This is a genomic window from Pseudonocardia xinjiangensis, from assembly GCF_012911925.1.
GTDB classification, from domain to species: Bacteria; Actinomycetota; Actinomycetes; order Mycobacteriales; family Pseudonocardiaceae; genus Pseudonocardia; species Pseudonocardia xinjiangensis.
In genome coordinates this window covers 1-11,765 of record NZ_JAAXKY010000195.1, presented here as the reverse complement: position 1 = coordinate 11,765, position 11,765 = coordinate 1, and the positions used below count along the sequence as shown (strand labels likewise).

Annotated in this window: 11 protein-coding genes; 2 read left to right on the top strand and 9 right to left on the bottom strand. The window is 70.4% G+C overall.

All coding sequences use genetic code 11. From position 1 onward, the window contains the following. Positions 1-1,288, bottom strand: a 1,288-nt coding sequence (locus HF577_RS33960) for an aminotransferase-like domain-containing protein (RefSeq protein WP_312859558.1), incomplete at its 3' end; no start/stop codon positions are given. Positions 1,289-1,523: 235 nt separating this feature from the next. Here HF577_RS33960 and HF577_RS33955 point away from each other — a divergent pair. Further along, positions 1,524-2,180, top strand: coding sequence for a GNAT family N-acetyltransferase (locus HF577_RS33955; protein ID WP_407692271.1), 657 nt, complete (start codon positions 1,524-1,526; stop codon positions 2,178-2,180). Between the two features lie 168 nt (positions 2,181-2,348). Here HF577_RS33955 and HF577_RS33950 read toward each other — a convergent pair whose 3' ends face one another. The 6 genes from HF577_RS33950 to HF577_RS33925 all read right to left on the bottom strand — a co-directional run bounded on the left by HF577_RS33950 (position 2,349) and on the right by HF577_RS33925 (position 7,115). Then, entirely contained in the window at positions 2,349-3,503 is a 1,155-nt protein-coding gene (locus tag HF577_RS33950; RefSeq protein ID WP_169400096.1) for an N-acetylmuramoyl-L-alanine amidase, read from the bottom strand. A gap of 172 nt (positions 3,504-3,675) precedes the next feature. Continuing rightward, complete coding sequence (gene trxA / locus HF577_RS33945) at positions 3,676-4,002, bottom strand: thioredoxin (protein ID WP_169400095.1); 327 nt, start codon at positions 4,000-4,002, stop codon at positions 3,676-3,678. Positions 4,003-4,040: 38 nt separating this feature from the next. After that, a complete protein-coding gene (trxB, locus tag HF577_RS33940) occupies positions 4,041-5,039 on the bottom strand; it encodes a thioredoxin-disulfide reductase (protein WP_169400094.1) in 999 nt (332 codons plus the stop codon). A gap of 96 nt (positions 5,040-5,135) precedes the next feature. Then, a complete protein-coding gene (locus HF577_RS33935; protein ID WP_169400093.1) occupies positions 5,136-5,876 on the bottom strand; it encodes a hypothetical protein in 741 nt (246 codons plus the stop codon). After that, complete coding sequence (gene sigM / locus HF577_RS33930) at positions 5,873-6,424, bottom strand: RNA polymerase sigma factor SigM (protein ID WP_169400092.1); 552 nt, start codon at positions 6,422-6,424, stop codon at positions 5,873-5,875. Before sigM ends, HF577_RS33935 begins: the two co-directional genes overlap by 4 nt. Before the next feature lie 115 nt (positions 6,425-6,539). Continuing rightward, complete coding sequence (locus HF577_RS33925; protein ID WP_169400091.1) at positions 6,540-7,115, bottom strand: TetR/AcrR family transcriptional regulator; 576 nt, start codon at positions 7,113-7,115, stop codon at positions 6,540-6,542. Between the two features lie 300 nt (positions 7,116-7,415). On the opposite strand from HF577_RS33925, the gene HF577_RS33920 reads away from it, so the two are divergent. Beyond that, entirely contained in the window at positions 7,416-8,195 is a 780-nt protein-coding gene (locus tag HF577_RS33920; RefSeq protein WP_169400090.1) for an alpha/beta hydrolase, read from the top strand. Positions 8,196-8,218: 23 nt separating this feature from the next. On the opposite strand, the gene HF577_RS33915 is transcribed toward HF577_RS33920, so the two are convergent. Next, on the bottom strand, positions 8,219-9,931 hold the full coding sequence (locus tag HF577_RS33915; protein WP_169400089.1) for a protein kinase family protein: 1,713 nt from the start codon (positions 9,929-9,931) through the stop codon (positions 8,219-8,221). Between the two features lie 54 nt (positions 9,932-9,985). Then, positions 9,986-11,596, bottom strand: a complete 1,611-nt coding sequence (gene murJ / locus HF577_RS33910; RefSeq protein ID WP_312859557.1) for a murein biosynthesis integral membrane protein MurJ — start codon at positions 11,594-11,596, stop codon at positions 9,986-9,988. Between the last annotated feature and the right edge of the window lie 169 nt (positions 11,597-11,765).

The window sequence follows — 11,765 nt, the reverse complement described above, 5'->3', positions numbered from 1 at the left end:
GCGCGGGGCCGACCGCGGACCGGGCAGGCGAGCCGAAGGTCCGCATGACGTCCAGCTCCGCCTCGAGCACGCCGGCGAGCCTGCGGACGCCCTCGGTGATGCGCTCCGGGGTCGGGTAGCAGTAGGACAACCGCAGCTGCCGGCTGCCGAACCCGTCGGCGTAGAAGCCGGTGCCGGAGGCGTAGGCGACGCGGGCGGTGACGGCTCGCGGCAGCATCGCCTTCGTGTCGACGCCCTCCGGCACGGTGACCCAGACGTAGAAACCGCCGTCGGGCACGTTCCACGTGCAACCGTCGGGCAGGTACGTGTCGAGGGCGTCCAGCAGGGCGTCGCGCCGGTCGCGGTAGGCCTCGGCGAAGGTCTTGATCTGGCTGCGCCAGTCGTGTCCGGTGAGGTAGCGCGACACGAGCATCTGCGTGAAGCTCGGCGGGCAGAGGGTGGCCGACTCGGCGGCGAGCACGAGCCGGTCGCGCACCGCGGGCGGCACCAGTGCCCACCCCACGCGCAGGCCGGACGCGAACGTCTTGGAGAACGATCCGAGGTAGACCACCGAGCGGTCGAGGGAGCGCAGGGCCGGGTAGGTCCGGCCGCTGAACCCGAGCAGCCCGTAGGGGTTGTCCTCGACGACGCCGACCCCGTAGGAGGCGCAGATCTCCAGCACCTCGGCGCGGCGCTCGACGGCGAGGGTGACGCCTGCGGGGTTGTGGAAGTTCGGGATCGTGTACAGGAACTTCGGTGTGACCCCCTGTGCGGCGAGCGTGCGCAGCGCCTCGCGCAGCAGTTCCGGGACGAGGCCGTGCTCGTCCATCGCGACGTGCACGACGCGGGCCTGGTAGGCGGCGAAGCTGCCGAGCGCCCCGACGTAGGACGGGCCTTCGGCGAGCACGACGTCGCCCGGGTCGCAGTAGATGCGGGTGACGAGGTCGAGCGCCATCTGCGAGCCGACGGTGACGACCACGTCGTCCGGGTCGGCGCGGATGCCCTCCAGCGCCATCACCTCGCAGATCTGCTCGCGCAGCGCGGGCACTCCCTGCGCGGAGCCGTACTGCAGCGCCACCTCGCCCTCGCGCTGCACGAGGTCGGCGACCTCGGCGGCCAGCGCGCCGAGGGGCAGGGCGGCGAGGTTGGGCATGCCGCCGGCCAGCGAGACGACCTCGGGCCTGCTCGCCACCGCGAACAGGGCGCGGATCTCCGATGCGGTCATGCCTGCCGTGCGAGCGGCGAAGCGCTCGGCCGGCACCGGTGCTGCTGCCGCGTCGATGCCGGACGGTCGTTGAGACGGGGGCACGGCCGACTGCGGCACGGTGGATCCTCCCGGGATTTCCTCGGCAGCGGGGACGCCGATCGGGGGCTGCGGCCCATCGAGTGTAACCGGGAAGAGGGAACATCCTTCAGTTCGTCGTAGGTGAGACACCAGTCGCAGTACTCGGGGTGTCGTTCCTTGCTGGATCGATCTATGGTCGAGAAGTCGGCGCGAGGGGCGGCGGCGTTCTCTCCATGGATCTGGTCGCCGGAGGTTGCTCTTGTCGTGGCACATGGCGCCCCTCACCCTGGACAATCTCGACGACTTGCCCAAGCGGTGTCGTCGATGCGTGTTCTGGGAGCTGTCGGAGCATCTCGGTAAGCAAGCCGCGGATTTCGGGTCCACCGAGCTCGAGAAGGAGGCCTGGGTCTCCGAGGTGCTTCTCGAGTGGGGATCGTGCGGCCGCATCGTCCACATGGACGGCGTCCCGGCCGGCTACGTGATCTACGCCCCGCCCTCGGCGTCGCCGCGGGCGGCGGAGCTGCCGACCGGTCCGGTCAGCGCCGACGCGGTGCTCCTCACCACGATGCAGGTGATGCCGGAGTTCGCGGGCGAGGGCTTGGGCCGGATGCTCGCTCAGGCCGTCGTGCGTGATCTCACGCGCCGCGGTGTGAAGGCGATCGAGGTGTTCGGCGAGCAGCGGCCCGGCGACGAGCCCGGCTGCCTCATCCCCGCCGACTTCCTCCGCGGCGTCGGGTTCAAGACCATCCGGCCCCACCCGCGGTACCCGCGCCTACGGATGGAGCTGCGCTCCGCGATGACCTGGAAGGAGGACGTGGAGGCCGCGCTCGAACAGTTGCTCGGCACGATCACGATCCCGATGCAGGCATCCAGTGTGAGCGAGCAGCCGCGCCGTCAGGTACCCACCCGCTCCTGAGCGACGCTCTCACGCCCGTACAGGGCGCTCTGTAGCGGACGCTGACGGGCGGCGGGGATCAGGCTGGTGCGAGGGCCTGCACCTCGTTGTCCTGCGGTTCAGGCGCCAGTACATCGCGAAAAGTTGATGTACTGGCGCCTGATATGTCCGTTCTGACCGATCTTGCGGTCAGATGGCCTGCGCTCCGCGCTCCAGCTCGCGGGCAAGCACGTCGGAGAACGTGAAGGTGCCGGTGGGCTGATCGTCCTGACCCAACAGGTACAGCCGCTTCACGGCGACGAGGATGCCCTCGGCCACCACATCGCGGAACGCCGGATCGAGCAGCCGCTTGCGGTCGCCGATGTGGGAGAGGTACCCGATCTCGACCCGCACCGTGGGCATCCGCGTCAGCCGCAGCAGCTCCCAGGTTCGGCCCTGGGTGCGGCAGTCGTACATCGCGGTGCGGGTGAGCAGCTCCCGCTGGATGAACCCGGCGAGTGCTTCGCCGACTGTGGACGTGGATCCGGAGCCGTTACCGAAATGAAATGTGGCAAGACCCTGGGCGTGCATGCTGCGGTTGGCGTCGGTGTGCAGTGACAGCACGAGGTCGGCGCCCGCGTTGTTGGCGAACGCGGCTCGATCGGTCTCGGCGGGGCAGGTGTCCTCCTGCCGCGACAGCATCGCGTCCATACCTGTGGCCGTCATCCGGCCGACGAGCCGACGGGCGAGATCCCACATGAGATCGGCCTCGGCGACACCTGCCGCCATGATGCCGCGGTCCGGCCCCCCGTGGCCGGGGTCGACCACGATCCGCTTGCCGCGCAGCCGTGGGCCTGCCTGGCGCAGCAGCTCCTGCTCGCGCAGCAGGTGGGGCCGGCCGCCGGTGACCTTGCGGCCGAGCTGGCGGAGCGAGCGCAACGTGGCAGGCCCGCACAGCCCGTCGGGCACGAGACCGTACTCACGCTGGAACTTCCGCAGGGCGGCCTCGGTCTGCTCGTCGAAGACGCCACCGGGACGCCCGGGGTTGTACCCGAGCTCGAGCAGCCGTTCCTGCAGAGCGACGACATCGTCGCCGCTCATCGGCGCGGAGATCATCAGCGCGAGCATCCGGTCGCCGAGGGTCCACCCGGCCTCTCGTAGCGCGCGGTAGGTGGCCGGACCGACGAGCCCGTCGGTGATCAGGCCCCGCTGCTGCTGGAACGCACGTACGGCCTGTTCAACGGCGTGGTCGAAGCGGTCGTCCCCCGGGCTCTCCGGACTGTCGCCGAGCAGGCCGAACCGTCGCAGCGTGGACCGGATCTCGACGACGGCCGGACCGCTGTCACCTCGGCGCAGCAGCTGCATGCACTCCTCGCTCGTTCGTCAGGCACCGTCGCTGCGGTGCTCGGATCGTCGCTCATTGTGCCCTGCCGGTTCCCTGATGGGGGATGGCGGGCCGTGTCGGCCGATGTTTGTGTCGTGATAGACAAGTACCCCGCTTCCGGCTTCGGAAGCGGGGTACTCGGGGTGGATCGAATCAGCCCAGGTAGTCGGCGAGATCGGAGAGCAACGCAGCCTTCGGCTTGGCTCCGACGATCTGCTTGACCGGCTTACCGTCCTGAAAGACGATCATCGTCGGGATGGACATGACCTGGTAGTCCCGGGCGGTCGACGGGTTGGCGTCGATGTCCAGCTTGGCCACGGTCAGCTTGTCCTTGTTCTCACCGGCGATCTCGTCGAGAACGGGCGCCACCATCTTGCACGGCCCGCACCAGGTGGCCCAGAAGTCGACCACGACCGTTTTGTCGCTCTTGAGGACGTCAGCGTCGAATGAGTCGTCGGTGACGTTCACCGTGTTGGCCATTGGAATCTCCGTTCGTCGGTGAGGATCAAAGAATTCGTTCAGCCGGTGACCGCGGCGACCTGCTCGGCCACCTGGCCGTAGCCGCCGCCCGCCAGCTCGCTGGGCACCGGGCCGTCGGCCAGCCAGCGCTCGGCGTCGATCGCCGCGGCGCAGCCCGAGCCCGCAGCGGTGATCGCCTGCCGGTAGGTCTTGTCGACGAGGTCACCCGAGGCGAACACGCCGGGGATGGCGGTGTGCGTGCTCGGCGCCTGGACCTTGACGTACCCCTCCTCGTCGGTCTCGAGCACGTCGCGGACGAGTCCGCTGCGCGGGTCGTGCCCGATCGCGACGAACATGCCCGACACCTCCAGGAGGGACTCCTCGCCGGTGACCGTGTCGCGGAGCTTCAGGCCGGCCACGCTGTTCTCGCCCACGACTTCGACGACCTCCGCGTTGGTGCGCCAGCGCATCTTCGGCTCGTTCTTCGCGCGCTCCAGCATGATCCTGGAAGCTCGGAAGTCCTCGCGGCGGTGCACGATCGTGACCGATCGGGCGAACCGGGTGAGGAAGATGGCCTCCTCCATCGCCGAGTCGCCGCCGCCGATCACGGCGATGTCCTTGTCGCGGAAGAAGAAGCCGTCACATGTGGCACAGGCGCTCACGCCGCGACCCAGGAGCAGCTGCTCCCCGGGAACGTGCAGGTAACGGGCGGCCGCGCCCATGGCCAGCACCACCGCGCGGGCCCGGTAGGTGACGCCGTTGGCGAGGACGGTCTTGACCTCGCCCTCCAGCGACACCTCCTCGACGTCCTCGGCGCGCAGCTCGGCGCCGAAGCGCGCGGCCTGGTTGCGCATCTGTTCCATGAGCTCGGGGCCCATGATGCCGTCGGTGAAGCCGGGGTAGTTCTCGACCTCGGTGGTGGTCATCAGGGCGCCACCGAACTGAGTGCCCTCGAAGACCAACGGCCGCAGCTGAGCCCGAGCCGCGTAGACGGCTGCGGTGTACCCGGCCGGCCCGGACCCGATGATGATCAGCTCACGCACCTCGTCGGTGGTCACTGGCGCCACGCCTCCCCTGTTTGTCTGTGCTTGTCAACAGAATCCCAGTGACGAGCATTCCGGCAGCTACCGGGCACCGGCCGGGGGTGAGCCGGATCACCCACCGATCTGCATGGACGCCAGCAGCGCGCCGCCTCCGGCCCCGCATCCAGGGTCGACGACCGCCACGTCGAAGATGCCCAGCCGCCCTGTGGCCAGCACGAGCAGCACCCCCTCGCGGCCGTCGAGCTCGACCCGGCGGCCGCCCAGGAGCATGGCGTCGGGCACCAGCGCGGGCGCGACGGCGCGCAGGCATCCCGCACGCCGTCGGGGGTCGGCGAGGTCGCCGGCATCGGTGGCGCCGACGGCCGCCCGGGCGACCGCGGCCAGGTTCACACGATCGACGGACGGCGGCGCAGCGGGCCGGTTCCACACGACACCGGCGACGACGAGAGCGGCGAGCACCGCCGCGGCGCCGACGGACGGCCGGGGCCACCGCCGTGCCGAGCGGGTGCGCCCGGGTCGAGACGTCCCCCCCGGACGGCCAGGTGGTGTCCCGCGGCGCGGACCGGGATCAGCCGGGGCATGCCCGGGGTCGGCCCGGGGGCCTGGAGCAGCCCCGGCGGCGGAGGCCGCTTCGCGCTCCAGGGCTGCATCCCACCGCGCGGCGAACTCCGGTGGCACCGCCGGCGCGGGCAGCGCGGCCAGCTCGGCGCGGGTGGCGGCGAGCGCGTCCAGCACCGCCGTCGAGTCGGCGTCGGCAGCCGCGGCCGCGCGCACCTCTGCGGCGCGTGCGGGGTCGAGCAGCCCGGCATCCAGGTCGGCGAGCTCCGCGAGGTCGGGGTGTTCGGCGGTCATCGCTCCTCCTCCCGCAGGTGCCCGAGCAGCACCGCCAGGCGCGCCCGGCCCCGTGCGCAGCGGCTCTTCACCGTGCCCACCGGGACCTCCAGCAGCTCTGCGGCCTCCATCACCGGCCAACCCTGCACGTCCACCAGCACCACGGCCAGCCGCTGCTCGACGGGCAGCGCCGCCAGCGCGGCGTCGACCGTCAGCCGGGTGACCAGCTCGGAGGCGATGTCGGGCTGGCCGGCCGCGAGGTCGCGATCCGGCAGCGGGACGGTGGTGTGCCTGCGCTCGTGCCGGATCCGGTCGATGCAGCTGTTGACCAGGATCCGGTGGAGCCAGGTGCGCACCGAAGCGTCCCCCCGGTACGAGCCGGCGCGCCGGAACGCCGCCACGAGGGTCTCCTGGACGGCGTCGGCGGCGTCCTCAGGATCACGCAGGGTGCGCAGCGCCAGCCCCCACAGCCGGGACCGGTAGCGCGCAGCCAGCTCGGCGAACGCGTGCCGGTCGCCCGCCCGGTGCGCGAACAGCAGCTCCGCGTCTGTGGGAGCCGGGGAGCACACGAGGCGGAGACTAGGTGGCGGCTGCCGCCTCCCGTGGCCGTTCCGGAGAACTGGTGGTGATCAGGAACAGGAGCGGCGTGCCGGTGACTCGGTGAGCAGGACTTCACGTGGTTCTTCAGCTCGACCTGCACTGGTCCGGCGAGTGGTACTCCAGGAGCCAGGCAACGGCCCGGCGGGCGCGTTGGATCTGCTCGTGGTCCCGGTGCAGGACGTAGGTGTCGTTGGCCAGGTGGAGGAAACTGTCGAACTCGAACGCCAGCTGGGTGGGTTCCTTGTCGCGGATGTCCAGCTGACCTGCTTCGCAGGCGTCGTTGATGATGTCGGTGAGCAGACTTGTCCATGCGATGTGGTGGTTGACGAGAAGTTCGCGGACATCACCGGCACGGGCCCCGAACTCTGAGCTGGCAGACGCGAAGAAGCAGCCGCCGGGGAACGTGTGCTGGGCGTAGGTCAGGAAATTCTCGGACAAGGCGCGTAGTCGCGCGATCGGCTCGGGCGCGCTCAGTGCGGGGCCGATCACCTGGGCGTTCATGATGTCGGCTGCCGCGGCGATGGTGGCCAGCTGGAGCTCCAGCTTGGAGCCGAAGTGGGCGTAGAGCCCTCCCTTACTCATCCCGGTTGCGACCGCCAGATCCGCGATCGACAGACCGTCCAGGCCTCGCTCGGTGGCCAGGCTGGTCGCCGCTTCCATGATGGCCCGGTAGCTGCGCTCTCCGTCGGATCGCCGGGTGCGGCGTGATGCGGGAGAACGGGGGGCACCCCCGGTGGTGACTCCCCGCTCAGGCGTCGGACTGTCCATGGTTGACAAGTAGACCCGGGCGATCGTAGCCTCAGCAAGAAAGAACGATCGATCGTACTAACTCTTGCCATCGCCGCAGGCGAGGCGCTCCCCTGCGCCCGTCCGAGGGACGGTGCGGTACCTGGTGGGCGAACGCCGGTGAGAGATCCAGCCGAAACGGGGCGTCCGATGTCTGACCGCGAAGAGGCAAGAATGCACCTGCCCTATGCAGATGAGAAAATTGAAGGCGTGCGGGTGGAACGGTACGGAGAGCCGTCCTCGCTGCCCTCCTTGCTTTTCGTGCACGGCGGTACCCAGGGGAGCTGGGCCTGGGAGCATGTCGCTCGGGATCTGGCCGGCCGCGGATGGCATTCCTCCTGTCTGAACTGGTTCGGCCACCACGGTTCTGACGCTCTGGCGCCTGCCGAGGCACGTGAACGCTCCATCATGGATGTCACGCGAGAGATACGCGTGGTGGCTGATCGGCTGCCCGATGATCCCGTGCTCATCGCCCACAGTATGGGCGGCCTCGCGGCCCTGGCATATGCGAGCAAGTATCCCGTGAAAGCCCTGGTGTTGCTCACTCCCGTCGTGCCCGGGAAGCATGCCGGTGCAGAAATCCCGTTGCCGGTCGACCCGGCCACCATGTGGCTCATTCCGGCCGAAGCACTCCGTCAGGTGTTCTGGGACGCGGTGGGCGACGACGAAGCGCAGAGATATGCATCTCTGGTCGTCCCGGAATCCCCTCGGGCGGTCATCGAGGCCACCCGGTGGACGGTTGATCTCGACGTGAGCAGTATTACCGCTCCCGCGTACCTGCTGGGAGCGGAGCGCGATTCGGTCGTACCCCACGAGTTCGTCGAGTCCCTCGCGGAGGAAATGGGCGCAGAGTACGATCTCCTGCCCGAGCAAGGGCACGGCGTCATTCTGAATCCCATCCGGGAGGATGTCGCCGCTCGCATTTCCAGGTGGCTGGACAAGACGGTCAGGTAGCCGTCCTGCGCCGCGTTCTCCGATCAGGAACCGGCGCGGCGGAACTGCACCTCGTCGATCTCGCTGGAATGGGCGTCGCCGCCACCGCTGAGCTTCGAGATCCACAGCAGCACGTGGGTGACCGGCTGGCTTCCCGCCAGTGACACCGGGGTGCTGTGATCCCTCAGCGTGACCTCGGTGATCGGTACGGTCTCGTCGAACGCCGCATCCGGGGCGGGAGCCGAGCGGACCTGGATCACCGTGCCGGCGCTCGGCGACTCGATCGTGAGCTCGGAGAGCTGCACGGCCGACGCGAACGACACCATGACCCCGACACCGGGCTTGAGTGCCGGGAACTGCTGCTTGTAGCTGAAGGTGCTCCACCCGCTCGACGGGTCGCCGTCGATCACGCGGGACACCCGGGTGGAGTTGTCGCGGTCGCCCACGGTGTCGTAGACCTGGACGCCGGCAACCGCCGCCACGCCGCCCGGTGCGGCCGCCGGATCGGGCTGTGTGGCGTCGGCGGGAGCGGCGGCCGGGGCGGAGACGGCCCCACCGTCGACCTTGATGGGCGGCGCGTCGCCTTCCGAGAACACCGAACCGAGCTGCACCGCGATGTAGCCGAGCACCAGGAGGACGGCGACGGCGAGCGCGGACAGCCCGGTGGCGAGCTTGCGCCTGCGTCGCGGGTCGGAAGGGGTGACCGTGCGCCCCTTGTCCTGCCACACGTCGCCCGGTCCGGAGGGGACGCCGTCGTCGGCCGGGGGGAACAGCGCCATGCGGTCGTGCTCGGCGACCACCTCGTCGAGGAGGCGGTGCACCGCGGCGGCGGTGTGCACCTGGCCGGGTGCGCCTGCGGGGCCGAGCGTGCCCCGGGTGAGTGCGTCGAGCTCGACGGGTACGCCCGGTCGTTGCTCCGACGGGGGCACGAGAGAGCCGCCCGGCGAGCGCTCGGCCGCGCCGAGGCCGGCAAGCGCGGCGTCGGCGCTCGACAGCGGCCACCGCGAGGTGAGGAGGGTGTAGAGCACCGCGCCGAGCCCACGGATGTCGTCGGCGGCGGTGACGTTGGGACGGGGCAGCGCGAAGCAGAGCTGTGCACGCCCCTCCGGGGTGATCCGCACGCGTTGCGGGTGGTCGCAGCCCAGCACGAGGCCGTGGCGGTGGGCCTCCTCGGCCGCCGCTGCCAGCGGGGCCACGGCGCGAGCTGCCGCGATCGGCTTGATCAGCCCGTCGGCCATGACCTCAGCGAGGCTGCGTCCGGGCACCCACTCGGTGACCGCCACCCCCAGCACGTCGTGGGGTATGCCGCCGGTGCCGGGAGCCAGGACGTCGAGCAGCCGGGCGCATCCGCTGTGCTCGAAACTGCCTGCGCGCAGGGCGCGCGCGACGATCTCGTCGGCGCGCGCGGCGGCCTCGCTCTCCGAGATGCTCTCGCCGGTGAACCTCCGCAGCACGGTGGCGCCCACGTCACGACGCAGGATCGTGTCCTCGGCCTGCCAGAACTCGGCGCCCGCCGCTGCATCGGAACCGACGCGCGTGCGCAGCCGGTAACGGCCGGCGAGCTCGGTGCCCGCGATGGTGCTGGACGGGACCGCGGGAACGGTGGGTGTCTCCGAAGACGGCCCCAGCCGAACCGTGGGCGCATCCTCCGGACGCTTCTGCTCCGGGACGAATGGTGTGGGCGCCGCATCGGTGGTGGGCGCTCCCCCCTCCCATGGCGCCGCCGCACCCGACGGTGGGCTCGCCAACTCACTCACTTCCACGACCTCCCCAGACACCGCGAACCACTCCCGCCCCACTCGAAGGGTACGTCAGGGGGAGGCCCCACGCCGAGGTTTGCGCCGGTCGACGAGCCGTTCGAGGCGAGCGAGCGCGGAGTCTATTTCGCGCACTCGCAGCAGTTTCATCGCTATCAGGGTCAGAACCGCCATCACGACCGCTGCCACCGCGAGCTCGATCCACGCGCGTGCCAACGGCGACAGATCCGTCAGCAGCCGGTCGAGCAGGGTGACGGCGCCGAGCGCCAGCAGCCCGGCTGCGACCGAGGCGAGGAGGGCCCGTCCCACGGTCCCCAGCACCTGCCCCGTCGGCACCCGGCCCAGCTTGCGCCGCAGGAACACCTGGCCGACCACGGCGCCGGCCACGAACGAGACGGCGTTGGCCGCGGCCAGCCCCAGCACGACGTCGTGGGGAGGCAGCAGGACCGGGCACAGCAGCAGCAGCGGCACCTTGACCGCGACGGTGAACAGCTGGATGAACGTGGGCGTGCGGCTGTCGGTGAGCGCGTAGAACACCCGCAGCTGCAGCATCGTGACGCCGTAGGGCAGCAACCCGAAGGCCGAGACCGCAACGGTGGTGCCGAGCAGGGTGGCACCGTCGAGGTTCGCCTGCCGGAGTCCGAACAGCGCGACACCGACCTCCGTGCCGAAGATCGTGAGCAGCACCGAGATCGGCACGAGGAACACCGCGGAGAGCCTCGTGCCCAGCGACAGGTCCGCCACGACGTCGTGGGTCCGGCCCTCGGCGGCGGAGCGGCTCAACCGCGGCATCAGCGCCGTGAGCAGTGAGACGCCGAGCACCCCGTAGGGCACCTGGAGCAGCAGCCAGGCGTTCGAGTAGACCGCGTACGCCCCCTGGTCGGCCGCGAAAGCCACCCGGGAGGTGATGATCAGTCCGGCCTGGCCGATCAGCACGTACGCCGTGACCCACACCGCGAGCCCACCCGCGGTGGTGAGGCGTGGGTCCCAGCCCCACACCGGGCGGTAGCGGAACCCGGCCCGGCGCACCGCCGGGATCAGGACGACCGTCTGCACGGCGATCCCGAGTGTGGTGCCGAGACCGAGCACGAGCAGGCGTGCACCCTCCGGCACCACCATGTAGACCGCGACGACCCCGATGACCACGACGTTGTTCAGCACCGGAGCCCAGGCGAACGCGCCGAACGCGCCCCGGCTGTTCAGGATCGAGCCGAGCAGCGCGCCCATGCCGTAGAAGAAGATCTGCGGCAGCAGCATGTAGGCCAGCGTCGTGGCGAGCGCCGGGTCGGCCGTGCCCGTGCTCTGGCTGCCGATGTAGATGCGGGTCAGCAGGGGCGCCGCGAGCATGGCGACCGCGGTGGCCACCACCAGCGCGATCCCGGCGAGGGTGAGCAGCTTGCGGGTGTACGCCTCGCCGCCGTCGCGGTCCTCGGTCTGGGCACGCACCAGCAGCGGGATCATCACGCTGGTCAGCACGCCGCCGATCAGGAACTCGTAGACGATGTTGGGCAGCGTGTTCGACAGGGTGTACGAGTCGTTGATGATCGTGGCGCCCAGCACCGTGAACAGCGCGACCTGGCGCAGGAACCCGGTGATCCGGCTGACCAGGCTCGCGATCGCCATGAGGCTGCTCGACCGCCCGAGCGACGGCTGCTTCCGCGTCACGACGACGAGCTGCTCCGTGGGACTGTCGTCCGGAACGGGGTTGGTCACGCGCTCGGGCCAGTTCATCGTCCAGGCCGCGGTACGTACTCCGGGGGGAGAACTGCTCGGACCACCGAGCCGCCTGCGGGTGCGCTCCACCGCTTACGGCACCATCACCGTGTGGCTGACG